Origin of the sequence: Caballeronia udeis, assembly GCF_001544555.2 — a bacterium.
Taxonomy (GTDB): Bacteria; Pseudomonadota; Gammaproteobacteria; order Burkholderiales; family Burkholderiaceae; genus Caballeronia; species Caballeronia udeis.
In genome coordinates, this window is record NZ_FCOK02000001.1 from 79,080 (window position 1) to 99,993 (window position 20,914).

The following is a 20,914-nucleotide window of genomic DNA, read 5'->3' on the forward strand; positions in this document are numbered from 1 at the left end:
AGGAACAATCGGAATAATCCAGGCAAATTCATCAAAAGGCGATCCCAAGCGTCAGGTACGGGCGGATATCGCGGTTCTTGAAGCCATACGCAATGTCCACGTTCACCGGCCCGACCGGACTGCGCCAGCGCACGCCCACCCCCGTGCCCGGCTCGAATACGCGCTCTTTCCAGGTATCGGTGGCGGTACCTATGTCGAAGAACACCGCGCCGCCCCAATCGTGCGAAAACCAGTGCTGGTACTCCGAGCTGCCGGTCATCAGGTACTTGGTCGGCAATACGGAGCCATCGACATCATTACCGATGCTCTGATACCCATAACCGCGCACCGAATTCGCACCGCCCGCGCGGAACAGCAGCGACGCGGGGACACCGCTCGAACTGCCCGCCGTGAACACCCCGCCAAACTCCGCGCGGAACACGAACAGGTCGCGCTTGCCCAGCGGCAAGTACTGCAGCAGGTTCGTATAAACGCGGCCAAAGGTTTGATCAGTCAGCAAACCCTTCACCGCGACGTCCACTTCGGCGCGAATCAGGTTGCCCGAGCGCGGAAACAGCGGATCGTCCACATTTCGGCGCACCCATTGCCAGGACGGCACAAGCGCGCGGCTGGTGGTCGGCGGCCCAAGATTCTGCGTCAGCCGGTCCGCATAGAACAGCAGCGAAAACGTGGTGTCGATGTTCTGCAGCGAGCGCGTACGCTGCACGCCCGCGCGTGCGCTGTAGATGCGCGTGTCGGATACGTTCGTGTTCGTGTACGAAGCCAGCACGCTGTTCACCCAGGTGCGGCCGTCCGGCGGCATCGCGAGCTGCACCTGGCCGTACTGCTGGGTCTGGTCCAGACGGCCGGATACCGTGAACGGATAAGCCTTGCCGAAGGTATCGAGATAGCTGTACGCGCCCTGGATGTGCGGACCGGTATCGGTCGCATAACCTACGCCGTAGCGCACGCTGTTGTACGGATACTCGCTGACCTTCAGGTGCATCGGCGTTTCGTTTGGCTTGGTTACGTCGTTGTCCGCGTCAATGGCGACCGACGCGTAATACGGCGTGTTCTGCAACTGCCGCTGCAACTCGTTCACCCGCGCGACGTCGTAGGTGTCTCCCGGGTGAATCCGGTTCACATTGTGGATGATCTTTTCCGGGTAACGCCGGACGCCGCTGATGTCGAGCTGGCCGAACGTGAAGGTCGGACCGCTATCGAAGGTCACCGACAAATCCGCTATGTGCGTCCGCGGATTCACACGCGCCTTGGATTGCGAGATTTTCGCGCCAAGATACCGGCGGGCCTGCAAGGCTTTGAGCGCGGCATTCTTCGCGTGGTCCCAGGCGCTCTGCGAGAACGGATCGCCTTCCTTGATCGAAAATGCGAGACGCGCGGTGTTCTCCTGCGCCGGGTCTTCGGTCGTGATCGCGCCCTTGAATGTCAGCGAAACCGAGGCGACCTTCGTCTGCGGACCGGGATCGACGCTGATGGTGACGGACTTTTTGTTGCCGTCATGTTTCACGTCGGTCCGTACGATCGGCGTGAAATAACCGTCGGTCGCGACCAGATCGCGGACTTCCTGCGGCGTGGCGGTGACCAGAAAGTCGAATTGTTCGTCGCTGATGTCGTCGCGTTTCTTGAAACGCGATAAATCCAGGTGGTCTTTCAACAGCGACCGGACACTGCGCGGTGCGTCGATATCGACGTCGTATTTCGCCTGCGCGGGCTGTGCGATGGCAAACAACGCCAGCGCGTGGAGCAACCAGACGGCACGGCGCACGAATGACCACGACCACGCTCGGGAAGGCGCCTTCGACGACGCGATAACCGGCGGCTGGAGCCGCCGGTTATCGGCTTGCCCGCGCTTGAAGCGCAGCGGATCAAACAGGCGCCCCGCCAAACGTGACCTCCGGGGTTGAATTGAGTGGGATTGCGTGGGCGACGTGACACGGGACGACCGCTGCGCGGTACCGGCGCGGTGCCAGCTAAACGCCGGGCGTCGTTCCAGCAGGCGCTATTTCACCACACTGGCGCGGCGGGCTGTCCCAAAAAACGCCGGGTTGGCCGATCGGACAACGTTCAACCCGACCGTTGCCCGCTTCGACTCACCGGCCCCGGAAAACGCCGGAGGTGCGCCTTGGACGGCTCTCTACCGCGCTTGTTCCTTGGCTGTTTCAATAATTGACAGGGTTTTACCATTGCTCCCGGGGCGGTTCCGCCAGACCGGATGGCGAATGTCTCCGCTTATCCGCGGCCTTCGGGCAGGCTTGGGACATCTTGGAACGTGTTGGGACGTTGTTAACCGCTCCGCTCCCTGATGCTTGCGGTAAAATTGCAGCCAATCACGGCGGCGTCTCGCTTGAACCTGCGCCGCGCCCGTTTTCGAATCGCTCTGAGCCAACGGAAGTCGAATCATGTACCTGTCGGACATCACCCAGTTCATCAATCAGATGAAAGAGCAGAAACCGTCGCTCGAAGCAGAGCAGCGCCAGGGCCGTGCGCTGTTGTGGGACAAAAAGCCTATCGACCTCGACGAGCGCTCGGAGATCAAGACGTCGCGAGTCGAACAAACGCCCTACGTCTATTACCAGAACTTCTGAACGTGAGTGCCGCCCGCGAGGCGCAGCCGGCTCCGGAGCGTTCGGGACACCCTGGGCGTTCGGGCAAGGATGATCGCGCCGCGGCGCTTGCCGCGCCCGCGAACGATTCCACGCCGAATACCATTGACGGCGTGGCGTTCGCGCATCTGTATGGCGAGCCGCTCTGGAAGCTGCCCACCGACCTGTATATCCCGCCGGACGCGCTCGAGATCTTCCTCGAAGCGTTCGAGGGCCCGCTCGACTTGCTGCTGTACCTGATCCGCAAGCAGAATTTCAACGTCCTCGACATCCCGATGGCCGACGTGACGCGCCAGTACCTGGGCTACGTCGACCAGATTCGCGAATCCAACCTGGAACTCGCGGCGGAATATCTGTTGATGGCGGCCATGCTGATCGAGATCAAGTCGCGCATGCTGCTGCCGGTGAAAAAGGCGGATACGGGCGAGGAAGCGGAAGATCCGCGCGCCGAACTCGTGCGGCGCCTGCTGGAATACGAGCAGATGAAGCTCGCGGCGCAGCGCCTGGATCATCTGCCGCAACTGGGCCGAGACTTCCTGCGGGCAGAGGTGTACGTCGAGCAGAGTTCGGCGCAACGCTTCCCCGACGTCGATGCAAACGATCTTCGCGCCGCCTGGGCCGACGTCATCAAACGCGCCCGGCTGGTCGAGCATCACAAGATCTCGCGCGAGGAATTGTCGGTGCGTGAGCATATGAGCGTGATCCTGCGGCGCCTGCAGAATGCCCGCTTCATGGAATTCGGCGATCTTTTCGACTCGTCGCGTGGCGTTCCGGTCGTGGTGGTGAATTTCATCGCGATGCTGGAACTGTCGCGTGAAGCGCTGATTGAAATTACCCAGGCCGAGCCGTATGCGCCCATCTACGTGAGACTCGCGTATTCGCCGGCTTAAGCCTTCCGTGGCGCAAAAGTAGCGTAGGCCCTTCCCCTTTCCTTCCCCTTGGAGCAGTGTTTTCAAAGCTGCCCGCCAGGAGACACCTGCTAGATGAAAGTCATCAGCTCGATCCATGAACTGCGCGACCAGTTGCGCGGCCAGAACCGAACCGCCTTCGTCCCGACCATGGGTAACCTGCACGAAGGCCACCTGTCGCTCATGCGGCTGGCGCGCCAGCATGGGGACCCGGTAGTCGCCAGTATCTTCGTGAACCGGCTGCAGTTCGGACCGAACGAAGATTTCGATAAATATCCGCGCACGCTGCAGGACGACATCGAAAAGCTGCAGTCCGAGAACGTGTACGTGCTGTTCGCGCCGACCGAAGCCGACCTGTATCCGGAACCGCAGCAGTATCGCGTTCATCCACCGACCAACCTGGGCGACATCCTGGAAGGCGAATTCCGGCCGGGTTTCTTCCAGGGCGTGTGTACGGTCGTGATGAAGCTGATGTCCTGCGTGCAGCCGCGCGTGGCCGTCTTCGGCAAGAAGGATTATCAGCAACTGATGATCGTGCGGCAGATGTGCCATCAGTTTGCTCTGCCCACGGAAATCATCGCGGCTGAAACCGTGCGCGACGCCGACGGCCTGGCGCTCAGCTCGCGCAATCGCTTTCTGCAAGCGGCCGAGCGCGCCGAGGCGCCGGTTCTGGCAAAAACGCTGAATCGCGTACGCGACGCGGTGCTGGCGGGCAATCGCGACTTTGCATCGATAGAAAAAGAAGCCGTGGAGTCGCTCGCGCAGCGTGGCTGGCAGCCCGATTACATTGCGGTGAGAAAGCGCGTGGACCTGCTGCCTCCCGGCCCGGCCGACACCGCGACCCCGCTCGTGGTGCTGGCCGCCGCCAAGCTGGGCACGACCCGCTTGATCGACAACCTGGAAATTTGAGCGAAATTTGAGCGAGAGACGCATGCAGCGAACGCTTTTGAAATCGAAGATTCACCGCGCCACGGTCACGCATTGCGAACTGCATTACGAAGGTTCGTGCGCTATCGACGAGGATTTGCTGGAAGCCGCGAATCTGGTTGAAAACGAGCAGATCGATATCTGGAACGTGAACAACGGCGAGCGCCTGACGACCTATGCCATCAAGGGCGAGCGCGGCAGCGGCATGATTTCGCTGAATGGATCGGCAGCGCGCCGGGCGCAACTGGGCGACCTGGTGATCATCGCGGCGTTCGCGCTGGTCGATGAGGCCGAACTGAAGGCGGGCTGGAAGCCGGATCTCGTGTTCGTCGACGAAAAAAACCGTATCAAGGGAAACCGCGACCACGTGCCGACGCAGAACTGGACCTGAATCTGGTCTGGTGAGAAAACGCAAAAACGCCGGTTGGCTTTCATGGAATTGAAGCCAACCGGCGTTTTTTATGGCCGGAGCGGTCGTCTACGTCCTCTCCTACTTCTTCGACACCCATTCAATAATCGGTTGCCACTGCTCGATATCCTTCTCCACCCGGCTTTTGGCGACGTCCCAGATGGTGAGCCCGTGCGCCGCGACCTGCACGTAGTTCTGCGTATCGCGGATAAAACCCAGCACCGGCAGGTCAAGCCCTTCCACGAACCGATGCAGTTGATCCGCTGATTTCGTCCGGGCATCCACCCGCATACCCACCACGCCAACCTCGATGGTTCCCTTGCGTACCGCCTTTTCCTTCTGCAGCCGGACGAGAAATTCCTGGGTGGCGAGAATATCGAACATGGACGGCTGCAGCGGCACGATCACCTTGTCCGCCAGATCCAGCGCCAGCGCGAGACGGGTGCCGTGAATCCCGGCAGGCGTGTCGACAACGGCCTTTTCCAGGCCTCTGGGCGGCTTGGACGGCGCGTCGACGTTTGTCTTCCACTCTTCTATCTTCGGCAGCGTGTCCGGGCGCAAGCCCAGCCAGCCGTGGGCCGACTGCTGCTTGTCCAGGTCCGCGAGCGCGACCCACTCGCCGTTTGCCGCAAAATAACCAGCCAGATTCGTAGACAGCGTGCTCTTGCCCACGCCGCCCTTCGGATTCGCTACCACGATCACCGTCATAGATTCAATCCACGCGTTGTCGGCCGCGCCCGACGCCCTGACACCCCCGGCGTGCTGTAAGCGCTGCATTAAGTGAAAAGTTCGAGCCGTTGATACTATCGGATTTGCCTATTTCAATCCATGCGCGTCAACAACGCCGCTCAACTTCAAGGACTCCGCAACATGGCCACACTGCGCCCGGAAATCACCCTCGACTCCTTGCGGGAACGCCAGCGCGGCCGCCTGCCGGAGCTGCTCGGCGTGGAAGTCGTATCGCTGGAAAGCGGCACGCTCACCGGCAAGCTGACGGTGCGGCCCGAAGTGCTCGCACCAAACGGCTTCCTGCATGCGGCGACCGTGATCGGTCTCGCCGACACCTGTTGCGGCTACGCCTGCATCGCCCACTTGCCTGAGGGTGCGAAGAATTTTACGACCATCGAAACGAAGAGCAACCACGTGGGCACGGCGCGCGAGGGCGTCATCACGGCCAAGGCGACAGCCGTCCACCTGGGCCGCAGCACGCAAGTGTGGGACGCGATCGTGACGAACGGAGAGGGTAAGACCATCGCGTTGTTTCGATGCACGCAGATGATCTTGTATTGAACGCGCGCGGGAATCGGGCGCTTCGTTCAGGCAAACATCGAACCGATGGCGTCAAGATCCAGCGCCTGCCCGAGCGTATCGGCGAGGCGGTCAAGCGAAGCCTCCCGCAGCGCCGGGTAATCAAGCGCGGCGGCATCGCGCAGACCCGCCCATTCCAGTAGCGCCGCGCAGGCTTCGGGAGTATCGAAGATGCCGTGCAGATAGGTGGCGGCGATCTGGTTATCGGCGGAAATCGCGCCGTCAGGACGCTCGCCGTCGAGCATCACCGCCGGCCGGGCGAGTGCTGCGCCCGTCGTGCGGCCCATGTGGATCTCGTAGCCTCGCACGGGAGCCCGCTCGGAGCGTTCAGGACTTAAGGTCAGCCGGCCGGTCACGTTGTCGAGCAGCTTGTCCGCCGTCAGCGTGGTGTCGAGATCGAGCAGGCCCAGGCCGTTCACGCAGCCGGCAGGCCCTTCGAACCCCTGCGGATCATCCACCGTGCGGCCCAGCATCTGCATGCCGCCGCAAATGCCCAGCACCTTGCCGCCATACCGGAGATGGCGCTCGATCGCGCGATCCCAGCCGTTTTCGCGCAGCCACGCCAGGTCGCGCTGCACGCTTTTCGACCCCGGCAACACGATCAGATCGGCCGGTGGCGGCGTTGTCCCTGCACGCACATAGGAGAAATCGACCTGCGCGTGGGCACGCAACGCATCGAAATCCGTATGGTTGCTGATGCGCGGCAACGCCGGCACGATCACCTTCAGCACCTCGCCAGGGGCTTCGCCACGCGTGTGCAACTGGCCTGGCAACATGTCCTCGGCATCCAGCGTCAGGCCATGCAGATAGGGCACCACGCCCAGCACCGGCTTGCCGGTTTGCGCCTCCAGCCAGTCGAGGCCGGGCTGCAGCAGGCTGATATCGCCACGAAAACGGTTGATCACGAAGCCGCGAATCCGCGCCCTTTCGGTCTCCGATAAACAGGCCAGCGTCCCCAGCAAATGCGCGAACACACCGCCACGGTCAATATCCGCCACCAGCACCACCGGGCAATCCACTCGCTCGGCAAACCCCATGTTGGCGATATCGCGGTCCCGCAGGTTCACCTCGGCCGGGCTTCCCGCCCCTTCCACGATAATCGCGTCGAAACGCTGCTGAAGCCGGGCGTACGAGGCGAGAACGGCGTCAAAGGCAACGGTTTTATACGCGTGATACGCGCGGGCATCCAGATTGGCGTGCGCGTGGCCGTGGATGATCACTTGCGCGCCGCGGTCGCTGGTCGGCTTGAGCAGTACGGGATTGAAGTCGATCTCCGCTTCCACGCCCGCCGCGATAGCCTGCAGCGCCTGAGCGCGGCCGATCTCGCCGCCGTCCACGGTCACCGCGCTGTTCAGCGCCATGTTCTGCGGCTTGAACGGCGCTACCCGCATGCCGCCACGCCGCGCGAGCCGGCACAGGCCCGCGACCAGCGTGCTCTTGCCGGCGTCGGAGGTCGTGCCCTGGATCATCAGCGTGCCGCGCGGCGCAAATTGCATGGGTGTTTCCGTGGTCATCGGTTCCATCGTTGGCGTCGGTTCTGCGGGAAGCCGTTATGGTAGCGCCCGCCGGTACAATATTGCGATGACTTCACCCGACCTCACCTTCATCCTGGGCGGCGCCCGCTCGGGCAAGAGCGCTTACGCCGAACGGCTGGCCGCCGGCAGCGGTTTGCCCGTCACCTACGTGGCGACGGCGCGTATTGGCGACGCCGAATTCGCCGCGCGCGTGGAGCAGCATCGCGAACGCCGGCCGGCGCATTGGGCGCTGGTCGAAGCACCGCTCGATCTGGGCGGCGTGCTGCGCGAACTGGATCACGAAGGTCATGTGGTGCTGATCGACTGCCTGACGTTATGGCTCGCCAACCTGCTCTTCCCCGCGGATGGCAGCACGCCCGACGGGCCGCCGCTGCAGGCCTTCAGCGACTTCGACGCTGCGCTTTCAAATGTGCGGGGCAAGGTGATCGTGGTGAGCAACGAGATCGGGCTGGGCGTGGTGCCAATGGGATCGGTGACGCGCCTTTACGTCGATGAACTCGGCCGGCTCAACCAGCGCGTCGCCGCTGCGAGCACGCACGTGACCATGATGGTCGCCGGCCTGCCGCTCGTACTGAAAGGCTGACATGCTGCTGCTCTCTTTCTACGTCACGGCGATGCTCGCCATTGCCGGCGTCGTGATCGACCGGATCTTCGGTGAGCCGGCCACGCGGCATCCGCTGGTCGCGTTCGGGCGGCTTGCCACGCGCATCGAAGCAAAAATGAATACCGGGTTCCGCGCGCGGCCGGCGGGCATCCTGGCGTGGCTGCTGGCCGTCGTGCCGCCGGTGGCCGTGAGCTGGATTCTCGTGAGCGTGCTGCCGTTCGCCGCCGCGTGCGTGGTGCACATCGCGCTGCTGTGGTTCTCGCTCGGCGCCAAAAGCCTGCGCGATCACATTGCGCCGATCGCCCGCGCGCTCGGGCTCGGCGATCTGGACGCCGCGCGAAAGCTGACGGCGCGGATCGTCTCGCGCGACACCGCCAATGCCGACGAACCCGCGCTGTCCCGCGCAGCCGTGGAATCCGCGCTGGAAAACGGCAACGACGCAATTTTCGGCGCGCTGTTCTGGTTCGTGATTGCGGGCGGCCCGGGCGCGCTGATGTTCCGCCTTGCCAATACCCTCGACGCAATGTGGGGCTACCGGACACCGCGTTATCTCCGTTTCGGCTGGGCAGCGGCCCGTTTCGACGATGTCCTCAACTTCGTGCCCGCTCGTCTGACCGCGGCCAGTTACGCGCTGCTCGGAGACACCCGCACGGCGTGGCGCTGCTGGCGCACGCAGGCGCCGCTGTGGGACAGCCCGAACGCGGGGCCGGTGATGGCAGCGGGCGCCGGAAGCCTGAACGTGCTGCTCGGCGGCCCGGCGATCTATCACGGCACGCTGGAAACACGGCCGGTGCTCGGTTTCGGAATGACCGCCTCGCCGCGGCATGTGGTGGCGGCGCTGCGGCTGGTCGACCGCACGATACTGCTGTGGCTCGCCATCCTGCTGGTGCTGGCTTTCACGGGCGTGGGGTTCCATGGCTGAGCCCATCCGGCATGGCGGGAATCTTCGGGAAGCCGCGCGTCGATACGGGATCGCACTGGACGACTGGCTGGATTTATCGACGGGAATCAATCCGCGTGCGTATCCGGTGCCAGCGGTGCCAATGGACGCGTGGCGCCGCTTGCCCGAAGACGCCGATGGTCTGGCCGAGCTTGCAGCGCGTCACTATGGCGCGCCAGGGGCGCTCCCGGTTGCCGGCAGTCAGGCCGCGATTCGTGCGTTGCCGGGCTTGTTGAAACCCGGCGTCGCGGCCGTTGCGCCCTTGACCTATGGCGAATACGCGCCCGCGTTTGAGCGCGCCGGGCATCGGATCGTGACGCTCGATGTCGCGTCTGCTGCGTTGGCGGACGGCATCGATCATGTGATCGTTGCGAATCCTAACAATCCCACCACCGAACGTATCGGACGTGATGTGCTGCTCGGGTGGCATGAGCAATTGGCGGCACGCGGCGGCACGCTGGTCGTCGACGAAGCGTTCGCCGATGCTTACGGCGATGCGTCCATATCACTGGCATCGGAGAGCGGACGAGAGGGGCTGGTCGCGCTGCGCTCCGTGGGCAAGTTTTATGGACTGGCTGGGATTCGCGCCGGGTTTGTACTCGCGGCAGCGCCGCTACTCAATGCGCTTTCAGAAGCGCTCGGTGCGTGGACGGTAAGCGGTCCGGCACGGCACGCGGTCCAGGCCGCGTTCAATGATCTTTCCTGGCAGGCGCAGACTCGCGCCACGCTGGCTCGCGATAGCGCAAGGTTGGCAGCGTTGATCCGCAGTCAAGGTTTCGATCCCCGCGCGACGCCCCTTTTTGTCTGGTTCGAGACCGGCAAAGCGGCGATGCTGCAGCATGCTCTGGCCACGCGCGGAATCTGGACACGGCTCTTCGAGCATGGCGCGTTGCCCAGTTTGCGGATCGGTTTGACGGGATCGGAAGAGGAATGGGCGAGATTTGCGGAGGCGTTCGATGCAGCCGTGACAGCGATCCGCTGAACAATGACATGCTTCGATCACACCCCCCGCCACGCATGACACACCCGTCCTCACGCACCTCATGACCTTGCGCCACGTCCTCGCACTGAGTTTCATCGCTGCGATTTTTTCATCGGCCCAAGCGCGCGCCGAAGCCCTCACCGTCACCGACGACACCGGCGCCACCGTCACCCTCGCCGCCCCGGCAAAGCGCGTCGTGAGCTTGGCGCCCCATGTCACCGAACTCCTGTTCGCGGCGGGCGGCGGCACACGCGTCGTTGGTGCGGTCAGCTATAGCGACTACCCGCCGCAAGCCAAATCCATCCCGCGTGTTGGCGATAACAAATCGCTGGACCTCGAACGCATCGTCGCGATGAAACCCGACCTGATCGTCGTCTGGCGCCACGGCAATGCAATGCGGCAGATCGACAGGCTGCGCGAACTGCACGTGCCGCTGTTTTTCAGCGAGCCGCGCAGGCTGAACGATATCCCTGTCACCATCGATAAACTCGGCGTCCTGCTCGGGACATCGGCTCAGGCGAACAAGGCGTCGGACGCCTTCCGTCACGACATCGCCGGCTTGCGGACGCGTTATTCGAACCGGCCGCCGGTGAGCGTGTTTTACCAGGTCTGGGACGATCCGCTGATGACGCTCAACGGGACGCACATCATCAGCGAAGTGATAGATCTATGCGGCGGCCACAACGTGTTCACCGACCTTAAACCGCTGGTGCCCACCATCTCGACCGAAGCCGCGCTGGCAGCCAATCCTGAAGCGATCGTGACGGCCACGCCGGGCGCGACGAGTTCGGAACATACGTTGCCATCGCTGGATGCGTGGCGAAAATGGCCAACGATGAAAGCGGTCGCGCGCAACAACCTGTTCGGTATCGACGGTGACCTGATCAACCGGCCGACCCCACGTCTCGCGCTCGGGGCGGCTACGTTGTGTGAAGACCTTGAAGTAGCGAGAGCGCGCCGTCCGCTGTAAAGATTCAGGCGTTCCAGCGGACCAGCAGCCATTCATTGCGCACGCGTTTCAACCAGACGATCGCACCGAAATCCAGCGGCCATTGAATCGCGTTCGCGCGCGGGACGCCGAGTAAATGAGCGGTCAGTACACGTATGACGCCGGCATGCGTCACCGCGTGAACGGAACCGGTAGTGCTGGCGGTACAAACGGAATCGGCCCAACCCACCACGCGCTCGGCGAACTGCGCGACACTCTCCCCGCCGTGCTCGCGGGCGTGTTCAAGATCCTCCGCCCAGGCATCGAGCGTCGCGCGATCAAGGCCGTCCCAGCGCTGCCCTTCCCATGTGCCGAAATCGAGCTCCTGCAAACGCGCATCGGCTTGAATGGGACCGAGTGCTTCGGCCAGCAAGCGGCATCGGCTTAACGGACTCGTGTGCCAGACACCTTCAACCGGCGGCACGTTCAGCAGCCGCAACCGGTCGCCCAGCACGCGCGCAGAATCGGCCGCGTCGCCGAGAAGCGGGACATCAGTGCTGCCATAACAAATCCCGGTGTCTATGCCAACCGCGGGATGGCGAATCAGGATGAGATCCATCCGAGTCCGATCAGGTAGATAGCGAGTTCAAAAATTTGCTGCGCGAAGCCGAGGCAGTCGCCGGTATAACCGCCGATACGCTTGACGAAGTAGCGTCCCATCGCAAAGCGCAATACACCAAGCGCCACGATCATCGCGCAACCAAGCCGCCAGTCGGGCCAGAAAAGCCAGGGCAATCCGAATAGCGCAGCTAAAACAAACGCGCTCGCGCTCATCTTCTGGGCGACCGGTTTCGCTCGGCCTTCAGCACGTACATAGTCGAGCGTGCAAAGATAGCTGATCGCAAACGTACGGCTTGCCGCATGCGCCGCAACAATCATCCACGCCGTACGCAACGGCAGCATGGTGGCCAATGCCTGCCACTTGAGCGCAAGCACGACGATCAACGCAATCGCACCGAATGCGCCGATCCGCGAGTCGTGCATGATGCGCAACACGTCCTCGCGGGTGTATGCACCGCCGAAGGCGTCGGCGCAATCGGCAAGGCCGTCTTCGTGGAACGCCCCGGTGACAAGCAGCGTTGCCGCCATCGACAACAACACCGCCACGCCCGCCGGAAACACCTGCAGCGCGGCGAGATAAACGACCGCCCCGACCCCGCCGACCAGCGCGCCGATCAACGGGAAATAACGCGCCGCCGCATTCAGATAATGCGCTTGGAAACCAACCCAACGCGGTACCGGCACGCGGGTGAAATACCCGAGCGCGGTGAAGAAGTAGCGGAGTTCCTGCGATGGCCGGTTCATGAGGGGATCACACGGCCTTGTCGGATACGCCGGCCGATTCGAAGCTCGCCATTTCATTGATGAACGCCACCGCCGCGCGCAACAGCGGCAACGCGAGTGCGGCGCCGGTGCCTTCGCCCAGGCGCAAGCCAAGTTGCAACAACGGCTCGGCGTCGAAATGTTGCAGCATGCGCCGGTGGCCCGTTTCATCCGATGCATGCGCGAACACGCAGTAATCAAGGACGGCCGGGTTAAGCGCATGAGCGACAAGCAACGCCGACGTAACGATAAAACCATCGACCAGAATCGTCATGCGCGCTTCAGCCGCCGCGAGAAACGCTCCCACGATCATCGCAATTTCAAAGCCGCCGAAAGTGGCCAACGTCTCGACCGGATCGGTGGAGGCGGCGTGTTTCGCCAACGCCGCGGCAAGCACATCGCGCTTGTGGTTCAAGCCGGCGTTGTCGAGTCCCGTGCCGCGTCCTACGCAAGCATCGATCTCGACGTTGCAGATCCTGCTCATCAGGCACGCCGCTGCCGATGTGTTCGCAATCCCCATCTCGCCGAAGCCAATCACGTTGGTCCCGAGCGCCGCGTGAAAACGCACGCGCTCGGCCCCGCGTGCAATGGCTTGCAAGACTTCGTCGCGCGTCATGGCCGGTTCGTTTGCGAAGTTGCGCGTACCGCCGCGCCGGATCGCTGCATCGACGAACCCTGCCGCCGCCGGCGACGAACTCGCCACACCTGCGTCCACCACTTCGAGCGTCATGCCCGCCGCCTTCGACAACGCATTGATCGCCGCCCCGCCCGCGATGAAATTCGCGACCATCTGCACGGTGACTTCCTGCGGGAACGGGCTCACGCCTTCGGCAGCAATGCCGTGATCGCCGGCAAAAACAATGATCGCCGGCCGCTCGATACGTGGCTTTGAAGTCCGCTGGATCAGCCCGATCTGGAGACCGAGCGATTCGAGCCGCCCAAGACTGCCGAGTGGTTTTGTCTTCGTATCGATCACGTGTTGCAGCTCGGCCGCCATGGATCGAGCGAGCGGTTCAGGACGGGGAAGTGTGTCGTTCATAGTGATGTGTAAGGTGAGGTTGAACGCATCACGGGCACGAGCGCCTCGTGACCGTCCTGCTGGATCAAGGTAAGCGGATAGCCGAACGCAGCACCGGCACGCTCGGGCGTGAGGACGTCGCGAACGAGGCCGCCATATGCATGGCCGGCGCCATCGAGCAACAAAGCGTGCGTGGCGAAACGCCGGGCAAGGTTCAGATCGTGACACGAGAAAATCACGCTGCGTTGTTTTGACCTGACCCACCCGCTCAACGCTTCGAGACAATCAATTTGATGATGCACGTCGAGATGCGCCAGCGGTTCGTCAAGCAACAATAGCGGCGCGTCCTGGCACAAGGTCGCCGCCAGTGCCACGCGCTGACGTTCGCCGCCGGAGAGCGACAGGACATCGCGTGAGGCGAACCCGGCAAGGCCGAGCATATCCAGCGCCGCGTGCACAGCCGCGCGGTCCGCTTCGCTTTCCCAACCCCAGCCCGCGAGATGAGGGAAGCGGTTGAGCATGACGGTATCGAGAACGGTGGCGCTGAATGCATCATGCGAGGCTTGCGGCATCAACGCGCGACGGCGGGCGAGTTCGCTCGCACCCCAGGCGCTCAACGCATTTCCATCGAGGGAAATCGCATTCGATGCCGTCTTCGATACCCCCGCCATCGCCGCGATCAATGTCGTCTTGCCCGCGCCGTTCGGACCGGCGACGCACCACATTTCGCCGGGCGCGAAGGTCTGTGTGAGATCCGCGATCAATACGCGACTCCCTGCGCGCAACGCGAGATGCGTGACCTGAAGTCCGTTCATGGCGCGCGCCTGAGGAGCATCCACAAGAACACCGGCACGCCGATCAGCGCGGTGATGACACCCACCGGCAACTGCGCCGGCGCGATCACCGTGCGCGCGATCAGGTCCGCACCCATCACAGCCAGGCCGCCCGCAAGCGCTGATGCAGGCAGCAGCATGCGCTGATCGTTACCGAACGCGAGCCGCAACACATGTGGCACGACGAGCCCGATAAACCCGATGGTCCCGGCGGTTGTGACCGCAGCGGCTGCCGCCAGTGACGCAACGAGATACACGCGCAGCCTCAGTTGCACGACCCGCACGCCAAGCGCCTCGGCCGCTACGTCGCCACGCAGCAGGACGTTGAGCTGGGGCGCAGCCGGCACGATCGCGACCAGCGCAATCGCGAGCGCGATCAAGGCGGTCCACGGCATCGCAACGCCGTTCAGGTCACCGGTCAGCCAGAACACCATGCCGCGCAAGCGGTTCTCGGGCGCGACCGCGAGCATGAGCGTGATCAACGCACCCCACCCCGCCGCGATCACCGCCCCGGTAAGCAGCAACCGGGGCGATGTGTCCTGCGGCTCGCCGCGCCACAATTCCCGCCGGGCGAGGCCGAGCACCAGCAGTATCGATAAGAACGCACCCGCAAAAGCGGCAACGTCGACGCTCCACCACGACAGGGAGAACAACATCGCGGCGAGCGCGAACGCGGCGGCCCCGCCCGATACACCAAGCACATAGGGTTCAGCCAGCGGATTGCGCAGCAGGACCTGCAGCAGCGCGCCGGCCATGCCAAGCAAGGCGCCCGCAGCAAAGCCGCCGAGCGCGCGCGGCAGGCGCAGGCTGAGCACGATTTCATCGGTCACGTCGGTCGACTGCGACGCGAGCGCCTGCATCACCCGCAGCGGCGAGACAGCGATACTCCCCAGCGCCAGCGAGACCACGAACACAGCGAGCGCGGCCAGGCCGAGCACAGTCCAGATCATGAAAGCACGCCGGGCATTCATGCGTTTAACGTTCACCGCGGCTGCCGGCCGGGCGTGACAGAGGCGCCGCGACGCGGCATGTTGTACGAGTGCGCAAGCTGGTAGTCCTTGTTGAAGAGATCATCGAGGTTGCCGACAAGCGGACCGCTCCACGGAATGGCCGCACTTGGGACGATCGACGGATTGCCGCTGAACGGATAGTACAGACCGACGACGGTTGAAGCACGGCGGATGTGATCGCCACCGCCACCGGTGAAGACCTGCACACGCCGCCAACCGGCTTCGAGCCACACGCCGCCGACGCATTGCTGTTCACCGCTGACACGTGTTCGATCATCCGTTGCAAGCGTTGCGCTGCACCACGTCCCGTCGATTTCGCCCTCGCAGCAGGGATCCGCACTGGCGAGCGGGCTGACGGTGCGCCGCGCAAGGACAATCCCGCCAGATATCAGCTTTACGCGGACAATAGGGAGACCGGTCCGGATGAAGCACGGGCGACTCGCCCCCGCAGATCCATGCTGAATGTACAGAACGGAACCCAGCCACGAGGCGATGTGCTCCCAAGGCCCGTATTCCGGCTACCGGACGCCGTTTCGAGTGGTGAAATGGGCCGGACAACGTGCGCCGGGACCGACTTGCAACTTGCGTTGTAGTCGCTTACCGTTGCGGGGGCGGCGCAGGTTGGCTCGTCCGGGCAGACTCCGCTCGCGGCTTTCCGGCTAACTGCACGCAGCCCTGGCACGCACGAGCGCCAGGGTGGCGGGAGTTTAAGAGCGGCACAATGGCTCGTCAAGAAAGCAGGACAATGCAGGCGTGGGGACTGTCATCGCCGTGGTTCGATTATTCGATTTACCCTTGTTTCAAGGGCTCTCGCGTGATATTTCGACAAACGCTCGCGCGCCTGAATGAATGGGAGAATGAATCCCTATAAAACGTTTCCCCCTACAAATAAAGGGCCGCGCCCATGCTTTGAAGACTGACTGCTGTTACGTCTGGAAACGAACCAAATTTCTGAAGCGCCGGAGAAGCGCGCTAAAATGCGAGGTCTTAAGAGGACGCAGCACATGCTCAACGAACTCGAATCACTGTCACAGAATATCGGCCGGCTGATCAAGATCAGCGAACGCCATCATCAAGCGAAGAACGCGTTGGCCCAGCAACTCGAACAGTTGCGCGCCGACTATGCCAACATGCAGGGCGAACTTGCCGCCGTGCGCGCAGAACGCGACGCACTGGTGGCGGAGCGGGACTCGCTGTCGGCCAAGATCGACGACGCGCAGATTCGCCTCAATGCGATTCTCGAAAAATTGCCGCGTGCGAAAGCTGCACCGGAGCCGGATAACCAGCTTGCCCTTTTGCCTCCCGATGGCGGCATCGAACCGGACACCGCCGACTCGGCGCACGGTGCGTTGCACGAAGAATCACACCATCACGGAGAAAAGGCATGACGTCGAAACAGATCGAGGTATCCATTCTCGGCGCGCCGTATCGGCTCGCGTGTTCGCCGGAGACCGAAGGCGCATTGCGTGAAGCGGTAGCGCGCGTAGATGCGGAAATGTCGAAAGTGCGAAACGCCAGCAGCGTGCGCGGCACGGATCGGATCGCGGTAATGGCGGCGTTGTCGCTGGCGTCGGAATTGCTCAAGCTGCAAAACAGCGTGCGTCACGGCGAAGCGTTCCCGGCCGAAGAAATTCGCCGCACCATGCATCAAATGAACGAGCAACTGAACGTCGTGATTTCACAATCCGAAGCGCAATAGTTGCTGCGGTAGTTGCTGCAATGGTTGCCGCGATAGTCAGTGTGTAGCGGCCGGAATTTGCTTTAAATGCTTGACGTGCAAGCCAATATCCGAACGTTATTTTGTTGCCGGAGTCCTGGCACGATTCCACGGTTTGTCTCTACGTCATGGTGCATTTAACAAATTCACCGGTCACCATAAAGTTTTCCTGGATCGTTGGTGCATCGCCTCGTCGATTGGTGTAAAGTGGTCGCTCCCTGCCTGGTTTGCCAAGGTCATATATTCCTTGAACCAATGCCATTGTGCACGGTTGTGGGACCTTGTAGCACTGGCGAGCGCGTCACTCTGTCTGATGAGCCCAAGGTGCTGCTTACTGCGACCAATCTTGAACCCAGGTTCAGGATGCCGGCCTAGCGGCTTGGGCGGGGACCCTTTTTAAGCAGCATGCGTATTTGTTTTGCGCGTGATCGCGAACAGTTGAGAAGCGGTTAAAGAGCAGTTGAGTTGAGTTGACTGAATGGACTAACGGCGCTGGAGTTTCTCCGGCGCCGTTTTCTTTTGCATCGTGAATCCTGCATCGTGCATGCTTCTTTGCACGGCAACTTTCTCCATGGAAGACATTCATGCACTACTGGCTGATGAAGTCGGAACCGAACGAAGCGAGCATCGACCATCTCGCTCACGCTCCGAAAAAAACGCTGCCCTGGACCGGCGTGCGTAATTACCAGGCACGCAACTTCATGCGAGACGGCATGCAGATTGGCGACGGCGTGCTGTTCTATCACTCGAGTTGTCCGCAGCCGGGAATCGTCGGCATCGCGAAGGTGTCATCGGCTGCTTATCCCGACCCGACCCAATTCGATTCCACCAGCCACTACTACGACCCCAAGTCATCGCCGGAAAAGCCGCGCTGGTTGCTCGTCGACGTCCGCTTCGTGAAGAAGACGCCGCTCATTGCCCTCGCCACGCTACGCGATCATGCGGAACTTGCCGACATGCAAGTGCTCGCCCGGGGCAATCGGTTGTCAATCACACCGGTCACCGAAGCGCAATGGCGCTTTATCACCGAGCACCTCGTGTAACCCCGTTGAAGGGAACTTCGCGTGCATGAGAGGCGCCTAAGCTTCGCGTCACATGACGCGCACTCATGCTTACGGAGTTAGACGATGACAAAGAAAAACACCACTTCCACACTGGCAGCCGTTGTGCTGCTTGCAGGCGCTGCCATGGCACAGAGCGCTTTTGCGCAAAGCGTCGTTCAGGCCCAGCCGTCGGGCGTGTTGTCGCTGGCAGCACAGGCCACCGCAGACGTGCCGCAGGACGTGGTCGACATCACGCTGTTCTATGAGCAGGAAGCGCAAGACCCGGCCTCGCTGACAACGGTACTCAATCAACGCGCCGAGGCAGCGCTGCGTCAAGCCAGGGGTGTCGATAACGTCACCGCGCACAGTGGTTCGTTCACCGTCTACCCGTCGACGGATCGCGATGGCCGCATCTCCGCATGGCGCGGCCGCACGGAAGTCGTGCTGGAGTCGAAGGACTTCACGGCAGCATCCAAGCTCGCAGGCAAGATGAGCGAGTCAATGCAGGTGGGCAGCGTAACGTTCTCGCTGTCGCCGGAAGCGCAGCGCGCGGCGGAGCAGAAGCTGTCGACGCAGGCCATTGCTTCGTTCAAGCAGCAGGCACAGAGTTCGGCGCAGGCGTTCGGCTACAGCGGTTATGCGATCCGCGAGGTGAACATTGGCCATAACGGGTCATCACCGCGTCCGGTCATGATGATGGCCGCACGCAGCATGAGCGCAGATGCAAAGATGTCGGCGCCCATGGCGCTGGAAGCGGGAACCTCGACGGTGACCGTGAATGTCTCGGGCTCGGTACAGATGAACCGCTAGGCGTTCAAGTCTCGCAATATGAAAAAGCCTCGCTGCGTGCGAGGCTTTTTCATTGCTTTTGCAAAGGCTGAACGCTCGTTCAGGAGAGCTTCGCGGACTCTGAAGGCACTGCGCGCGCACGTCGGTACGACCATATGAGCAGGCCAATCCCGGCAATGATCATGGGCAGCGAAAGCCACTGGCCCATGGACAGATTCATGGCCAGCAGACCGAGATAATCATCCGGTTCACGCGCGAATTCAACCGTGAAGCGCGCGAGGCCGTAGCCAATCAGAAATACCGCCGAAATTGCGCCCACCGGCCGCTGCTTGCGCGACATCAGCCACATCACGATAAACAGTGCGAACCCTTCCAGCGCGATCTCGTACAACTGCGACGGATGACGCGGCAGCATCTGGTAACGCTCGAAGATCTCATTCAAATGCCACTGCGCCGCTTGCTGCGGATGGGTGCGCAGCCAGATGGCGTCATCGGGGGATGCGTTCTGGAACAACATGGCCCACGGCGCGTTCGGATTGGTCACACGGCCCCACAACTCGCCGTTGATGAAGTTGCCGAAGCGTCCGGCCGCGAGCCCGAGCGGAACCAGCGGCGCGACGAAATCGGTGACCTGCAGCCAGGTCCGCTTGCGTTGCCACGCGAACACGATCATTGCGGTTATCACGCCGAGCATGCCGCCGTGGAAGGACATGCCGCCTTCCCACACCTTGAAGATATCGAGCGGATTCGCCAGGTAGAAACTCGACTTGTAGAACACGACATAGCCAATCCGGCCGCCCAGGATGGTGCCTAGCACCCCGTAAAACAGGATGTCGTCGATATCCTTCGTCGTCCACCCTTGCGCCGCAACGTACGGCAAGCGCAGCCGGAAGCGGCCGATGACGATGCACTGGATGAACGCCAGCAGATACATGAGGCCATACCAGCGCACGGCGAGCGGCCCGAGATGAAGCGCGATGGGATCGAAATTGGGGTGAATGAGCATGTTTCTATTTACGTTTTGAGGTCACGGCAACGCTGGCAGGGTAGCCGCATGAGTGCGCACTATATCGATAAAACCGGCGAGCACCGGGCTGACCTCCGCCGCGCGCCACACGAGTCCGGTCTCGACAACCGGTCCGGATTCGAGCAACGGACGATACACCACTCCGGTCCTGCGCAGATGACGCAGCGATTGCGGCACGAGAGCGACACCCATGCCGGCCGATACCAGGCTGACGATGGTCTGCATCTGGATGGCCTCCTGCCCGACACGCGGCATCAGGCCAGCCGCGCCGTAGCAACCCATAATCATGTCATAGAAACCGGGCGCGAGACGCCGCGGAAAGACGACGAGTGGCGCATCGGCGAGTTGATGCAGGCTGACCGGGGTCTCCGACCACTCTTCGGCGCCCTGCCCGAGTTCGGCCGCCGCGTTGTCCGACATGGCGATGACCAATGGCTCGCGCGCGATCGGCAAATACGAAAGCGCAGCGGCGTGGCGCGGCGGCAGCGGGGGAATGACGAGCCCGGCGTCTATGCGACCCGCCACCAGTTCTTCGACCTGCACGTCGCTGGTCGCTTCCACGAGTTGCAGCCGGACACCAGGGTAGCGGGCGCCGAAATCGCGCAGCAGCAGCGGCAGGAGGCCGTAATCGGCGGTGGAAACGAACGCGAGGGACAGAACCCCCGCCTCACCCCGCGCAAGCGACTGGGCAAGCGGACGCAGGCTGTCAGCGGCCGCGAGCAGCCGACGCACCTCCGGCAGCAGATCCTTGCCCACGGGCGTCAGTTCGACGGAACGCTTCGTACGCACGAACAGCGCCACGCCGAGCATGTCTTCCAGCGCCCGGATGGCCTGCGACAAGGGCGGCTGCGTCATCGCAAGGCGCCCCGCGGCCCGTCCGAAGTGCATTTCTTCGGCAACCGTCACAAAATACCGCAACAATCTGAGTTCGATGTTCCGCGCTTCCATCA

Annotated in this window: 24 protein-coding genes and 1 other RNA gene; 14 read left to right on the forward strand and 11 right to left on the reverse strand. The window is 62.6% G+C overall.

Features of this window, described 5'->3' with window-relative positions; genetic code table 11:
- Window positions 1–31 precede the first annotated feature (31 nt).
- On the reverse strand, window positions 32–1,765 hold the full coding sequence (locus AWB69_RS00400) for an autotransporter assembly complex protein TamA (protein WP_062081320.1): 1,734 nt from the start codon (window positions 1,763–1,765) through the stop codon (window positions 32–34).
- 631 nt (window positions 1,766–2,396) lie between these two features.
- Here AWB69_RS00400 and AWB69_RS00405 point away from each other — a divergent pair.
- The 4 genes from AWB69_RS00405 (at window position 2,397) to panD (ending at window position 4,829) form a co-directional block, all read left to right on the forward strand.
- Window positions 2,397–2,585, forward strand: a complete 189-nt coding sequence (locus AWB69_RS00405) for a DUF3460 family protein (protein ID WP_197500147.1) — start codon at window positions 2,397–2,399, stop codon at window positions 2,583–2,585.
- Between the two features lie 2 nt (window positions 2,586–2,587).
- On the forward strand, window positions 2,588–3,493 hold the full coding sequence (locus AWB69_RS00410; RefSeq protein ID WP_062080927.1) for a segregation and condensation protein A: 906 nt from the start codon (window positions 2,588–2,590) through the stop codon (window positions 3,491–3,493).
- A gap of 93 nt (window positions 3,494–3,586) precedes the next feature.
- Window positions 3,587–4,420 carry a pantoate--beta-alanine ligase gene (gene panC, locus AWB69_RS00415; protein WP_062080929.1) on the forward strand — a complete coding sequence of 278 codons (834 nt, stop codon included), beginning with the start codon at window positions 3,587–3,589 and terminating at the stop codon, window positions 4,418–4,420.
- A gap of 22 nt (window positions 4,421–4,442) precedes the next feature.
- Complete coding sequence (gene panD, locus AWB69_RS00420) at window positions 4,443–4,829, forward strand: aspartate 1-decarboxylase (RefSeq protein ID WP_047896052.1); 387 nt, start codon at window positions 4,443–4,445, stop codon at window positions 4,827–4,829.
- 99 nt (window positions 4,830–4,928) lie between these two features.
- On the opposite strand, the gene AWB69_RS00425 is transcribed toward panD, so the two are convergent.
- Window positions 4,929–5,555 (reverse strand): ParA family protein, encoded by a 627-nt coding sequence (locus AWB69_RS00425; protein ID WP_062081322.1) that lies wholly within the window; start codon window positions 5,553–5,555, stop codon window positions 4,929–4,931.
- Window positions 5,556–5,717: 162 nt separating this feature from the next.
- Between AWB69_RS00425 and AWB69_RS00430 the strand changes: the two genes are divergently transcribed.
- Window positions 5,718–6,137, forward strand: a complete 420-nt coding sequence (locus tag AWB69_RS00430) for a PaaI family thioesterase (RefSeq protein ID WP_062081325.1) — start codon at window positions 5,718–5,720, stop codon at window positions 6,135–6,137.
- A gap of 26 nt (window positions 6,138–6,163) precedes the next feature.
- Here the strand turns inward: AWB69_RS00430 and AWB69_RS00435 are convergent, their stop codons facing one another.
- Window positions 6,164–7,651, reverse strand: coding sequence for a cobyric acid synthase (locus tag AWB69_RS00435; protein WP_062080931.1), 1,488 nt, complete (start codon window positions 7,649–7,651; stop codon window positions 6,164–6,166).
- A gap of 85 nt (window positions 7,652–7,736) precedes the next feature.
- Between AWB69_RS00435 and cobU the strand changes: the two genes are divergently transcribed.
- The 4 genes from cobU to AWB69_RS00455 all read left to right on the forward strand — a co-directional run bounded on the left by cobU (window position 7,737) and on the right by AWB69_RS00455 (window position 11,186).
- Window positions 7,737–8,273: a bifunctional adenosylcobinamide kinase/adenosylcobinamide-phosphate guanylyltransferase gene (cobU, locus tag AWB69_RS00440; RefSeq protein ID WP_062081327.1), complete on the forward strand. Its 537-nt coding sequence runs from the start codon at window positions 7,737–7,739 to the stop codon at window positions 8,271–8,273.
- A 1-nt stretch (window position 8,274) separates the two neighbouring features.
- Window positions 8,275–9,216: an adenosylcobinamide-phosphate synthase CbiB gene (cbiB, locus tag AWB69_RS00445; protein WP_062080933.1), complete on the forward strand. Its 942-nt coding sequence runs from the start codon at window positions 8,275–8,277 to the stop codon at window positions 9,214–9,216.
- Complete coding sequence (cobD, locus tag AWB69_RS00450) at window positions 9,209–10,216, forward strand: threonine-phosphate decarboxylase CobD (protein WP_062080934.1); 1,008 nt, start codon at window positions 9,209–9,211, stop codon at window positions 10,214–10,216. The genes cbiB and cobD overlap by 8 nt, the downstream gene beginning before the upstream one ends.
- Window positions 10,217–10,277: 61 nt before the next feature.
- Window positions 10,278–11,186 carry a cobalamin-binding protein gene (locus AWB69_RS00455; RefSeq protein WP_062080936.1) on the forward strand — a complete coding sequence of 303 codons (909 nt, stop codon included), beginning with the start codon at window positions 10,278–10,280 and terminating at the stop codon, window positions 11,184–11,186.
- A gap of 4 nt (window positions 11,187–11,190) precedes the next feature.
- On the opposite strand, the gene cobC is transcribed toward AWB69_RS00455, so the two are convergent.
- The 6 genes from cobC to AWB69_RS00485 are packed head-to-tail and all read right to left on the reverse strand — an operon-like array spanning window position 11,191 to window position 15,621.
- The gene (cobC, locus tag AWB69_RS00460; protein WP_062080939.1) at window positions 11,191–11,763 is read right to left on the reverse strand and encodes an alpha-ribazole phosphatase; all 573 of its coding nucleotides are present in this window, start codon (window positions 11,761–11,763) and stop codon (window positions 11,191–11,193) included.
- Entirely contained in the window at window positions 11,748–12,509 is a 762-nt protein-coding gene (locus tag AWB69_RS00465; protein ID WP_062080941.1) for an adenosylcobinamide-GDP ribazoletransferase, read from the reverse strand. The genes cobC and AWB69_RS00465 overlap by 16 nt, the downstream gene beginning before the upstream one ends.
- Before the next feature lie 7 nt (window positions 12,510–12,516).
- Window positions 12,517–13,566, reverse strand: a complete 1,050-nt coding sequence (cobT, locus tag AWB69_RS00470; protein ID WP_062080944.1) for a nicotinate-nucleotide--dimethylbenzimidazole phosphoribosyltransferase — start codon at window positions 13,564–13,566, stop codon at window positions 12,517–12,519.
- Complete coding sequence (locus AWB69_RS00475) at window positions 13,563–14,360, reverse strand: ABC transporter ATP-binding protein (RefSeq protein WP_062080946.1); 798 nt, start codon at window positions 14,358–14,360, stop codon at window positions 13,563–13,565. The genes cobT and AWB69_RS00475 overlap by 4 nt, the downstream gene beginning before the upstream one ends.
- The gene (locus tag AWB69_RS00480) at window positions 14,357–15,349 is read right to left on the reverse strand and encodes a FecCD family ABC transporter permease (protein WP_062081329.1); all 993 of its coding nucleotides are present in this window, start codon (window positions 15,347–15,349) and stop codon (window positions 14,357–14,359) included. The genes AWB69_RS00475 and AWB69_RS00480 overlap by 4 nt, the downstream gene beginning before the upstream one ends.
- 11 nt (window positions 15,350–15,360) lie before the next feature.
- Complete coding sequence (locus tag AWB69_RS00485) at window positions 15,361–15,621, reverse strand: hypothetical protein (RefSeq protein ID WP_062080948.1); 261 nt, start codon at window positions 15,619–15,621, stop codon at window positions 15,361–15,363.
- Between the two features lie 771 nt (window positions 15,622–16,392).
- On the opposite strand from AWB69_RS00485, the gene AWB69_RS00490 reads away from it, so the two are divergent.
- The 5 genes from AWB69_RS00490 to AWB69_RS00510 all read left to right on the forward strand — a co-directional run bounded on the left by AWB69_RS00490 (window position 16,393) and on the right by AWB69_RS00510 (window position 18,958).
- Window positions 16,393–16,776 carry a hypothetical protein gene (locus tag AWB69_RS00490; RefSeq protein WP_062080950.1) on the forward strand — a complete coding sequence of 128 codons (384 nt, stop codon included), beginning with the start codon at window positions 16,393–16,395 and terminating at the stop codon, window positions 16,774–16,776.
- A complete protein-coding gene (locus tag AWB69_RS00495; protein WP_062080953.1) occupies window positions 16,773–17,087 on the forward strand; it encodes a cell division protein ZapA in 315 nt (104 codons plus the stop codon). The genes AWB69_RS00490 and AWB69_RS00495 overlap by 4 nt, the downstream gene beginning before the upstream one ends.
- Before the next feature lie 230 nt (window positions 17,088–17,317).
- Window positions 17,318–17,499, forward strand: a non-coding RNA gene (ssrS, locus tag AWB69_RS00500) — 6S RNA.
- 190 nt (window positions 17,500–17,689) lie between these two features.
- The gene (locus AWB69_RS00505; RefSeq protein ID WP_062080955.1) at window positions 17,690–18,148 is read left to right on the forward strand and encodes an EVE domain-containing protein; all 459 of its coding nucleotides are present in this window, start codon (window positions 17,690–17,692) and stop codon (window positions 18,146–18,148) included.
- A gap of 84 nt (window positions 18,149–18,232) precedes the next feature.
- Window positions 18,233–18,958, forward strand: a complete 726-nt coding sequence (locus AWB69_RS00510) for an SIMPL domain-containing protein (protein ID WP_062080957.1) — start codon at window positions 18,233–18,235, stop codon at window positions 18,956–18,958.
- Between the two features lie 79 nt (window positions 18,959–19,037).
- Here the strand turns inward: AWB69_RS00510 and lgt are convergent, their stop codons facing one another.
- Window positions 19,038–19,943 carry a prolipoprotein diacylglyceryl transferase gene (gene lgt / locus AWB69_RS00515; protein WP_062080958.1) on the reverse strand — a complete coding sequence of 302 codons (906 nt, stop codon included), beginning with the start codon at window positions 19,941–19,943 and terminating at the stop codon, window positions 19,038–19,040.
- Between the two features lie 21 nt (window positions 19,944–19,964).
- Window positions 19,965–20,912 (reverse strand): LysR family transcriptional regulator, encoded by a 948-nt coding sequence (locus AWB69_RS00520; RefSeq protein WP_062080960.1) that lies wholly within the window; start codon window positions 20,910–20,912, stop codon window positions 19,965–19,967.
- Window positions 20,913–20,914: the final 2 nt, after the last annotated feature.